The 2,346-nt window shown below is 38.6% G+C and carries 3 protein-coding genes; all 3 read left to right on the top strand.

Annotated elements, in window-relative coordinates:
* On the top strand, positions 1-935 hold a 935-nt coding region (locus IDG60_RS27475), incomplete at its 5' end, for a Gfo/Idh/MocA family protein (RefSeq protein WP_206160707.1).
* Positions 936-959: 24 nt separating this feature from the next.
* Entirely contained in the window at positions 960-2,000 is a 1,041-nt protein-coding gene (locus tag IDG60_RS27470; RefSeq protein ID WP_000163820.1) for a Gfo/Idh/MocA family protein, read from the top strand.
* Positions 2,001-2,054: 54 nt separating this feature from the next.
* The coding region (locus IDG60_RS27465; RefSeq protein WP_206160706.1) for a sugar phosphate isomerase/epimerase family protein at positions 2,055-2,346 on the top strand (292 nt) is incomplete at its 3' end.

The raw sequence follows: 2,346 nt of genomic DNA, 5'->3' as shown, positions 1-2,346 counted from the left end.
ACGGAACTGACAATGCAAAGGTTTATGATGATTACAAAGCATTGTTAAAAGATGACACGATTGATGTTATCCATGTTTGTACGCCAAATGACTCGCATTGTGAAATTACTGTAGCAGGGTTGCATGCCGGTAAGCATGTGATGTGTGAAAAACCAATGGCTAAAACGACAGCAGAAGCTCAAAAAATGATAGATACAGCTAAATCAACAGGTAAAAAATTAACAATAGGTTATCAAAATCGCTTCAGACCAGATAGTCAATTTTTACATCAAGCAGCGCAACGTGGCGACTTAGGAGACATTTACTTCGGAAAGGCACATGCCATTCGTCGTCGTGCAGTACCGACATGGGGTGTCTTTCTAAACGAAGAAGCCCAAGGTGGAGGACCTTTAATCGATATTGGTACGCACGCATTAGATTTAACGTTATGGATGATGGATAATTATGAACCAGAATCAGTGATGGGTTCAACATTCCATAAATTAAATAAGCAGCATGATGCGGCAAACGCTTGGGGTTCATGGAATCCAGATGAATTTACAGTTGAAGACTCTGCGTTTGGCTTTATTAAAATGAAGAACGGAGCGACGATCATTTTAGAATCCGCTTGGGCGATTAATTCTTTAGAAGTGGATGAGGCAAAATGTTCATTATCAGGAACGAAAGCAGGTGCTGATATGAAAGATGGTCTACGTATTCATGGTGAAGATATGGGCACACTTTATACCAAACACGTTGAATTGGAAAACAAAGGCGTCGACTTTTATGAAGGTAATGAAGTGGATGAAGCTGAAGAAGAAGCAAAAGCTTGGATTGATGCAGTTGTAAATGATACTGAACCAGTTGTGAAACCGGAACAAGCAATGGTAGTTACAAAAATTCTTGAAGCGATTTATCAGTCTGCAAAATCAGGCAAAGCAATTTACTTTGAATAACATCATACGGTAAGGAGGCACATCATGACAAAATTAAAAGTTGGTGTGATAGGTGTTGGTGGCATTGCACAAGACCGTCATATTCCAGCATTGCTGAAACTCAAAGACACAGTCTCATTAGTTGCAGTACAAGATATTAATACAGTGCAGATGATTGATGTTGCGAAGCGCTTTAATATACCTCAGGCAGTTGAGACACCTAGCGAGCTGTTTAAACTTGTTGATGCGGTGGTCATTTGTACACCCAATAAATTCCATGCTGATCTTTCTATAGAAGCATTGAACCATGGTGTCCATGTCTTATGCGAAAAGCCAATGGCAATGACGACGGAAGAGTGTGATCGCATGATTGAAGCGGCTAATAAAAATCACAAATTATTAACTGTCGCTTATCATTATCGTCACACAGATGTCGCTATGACTGCTAAAAAAGCAATTGAAGCAGGTGTGGTTGGTAAACCATTAGTAGCACGTGTACAAGCGATGCGTAGGCGTAAAGTACCTGGGTGGGGCGTTTTTACCAATAAAGCGTTGCAAGGTGGCGGTAGTTTAATCGATTATGGTTGCCACTTGTTAGACTTATCTTTGTGGCTATTAGGTAAAGATATGGTGCCGCATGAAGTGCTAGGAAAAACATATAATCAATTGAGCAAACAACCGAATCAAATTAATGATTGGGGAACATTTGATCACACTAAATTTGATGTCGATGATCATGTTACTAGTTATATGACATTTGCCAATCGAGCAAGCATGCAGTTTGAATGTTCGTGGTCTGCAAATATAAAGGAAGATAAGGTACACGTTAGTTTATCAGGAGAAGATGGCGGTATCAATTTATTTCCATTTGAAATATATGAGCCCCGCTTTGGAACTATTTTTGAAAGCAAAGCTAATGTTGAGCATAACGAAGACATTGCTGGTGAGAGACAGGCGCGTAACTTTGTCAATGCGTGTTTAGGTATAGAAGAGATTGTGGTGAAACCGGAAGAAGCACGCAATGTAAATGCCCTTATAGAAGCGATTTATCGTAGCGATCTTGATAACAAGAGCATACAACTTTAATGATTATTATATATAATACAAAATTCTCAATATAAAAAGAAGGAGTGCTTTTCAATGAAAATAGGTGTATTTTCAGTATTATTTTACGATAAAAATTTTGAAGATATGTTAGATTATGTCGCAGAATCTGGATTGGATATGATTGAAGTTGGAACAGGTGGTAACCCAGGAGATAAATTTTGTAAGTTAGATGAGTTGTTAGAAAATGAAGACAAGCGACAAGCATTTATGAAGTCAATCACAGACAGAGGCTTACAAATAAGTGGTTTCAGTTGTCATAACAATCCAATTTCTCCAGATCCGATAGAAGCGAAAGAAGCCGATGAAACGTTACGTAAAACAATCC

This window comes from Staphylococcus sp. EG-SA-2 (genome assembly GCF_017152085.1).
The sequence above is the reverse complement of the archived record's forward strand: the minus strand, read 5'-3'. Positions and strand labels throughout refer to the sequence as shown.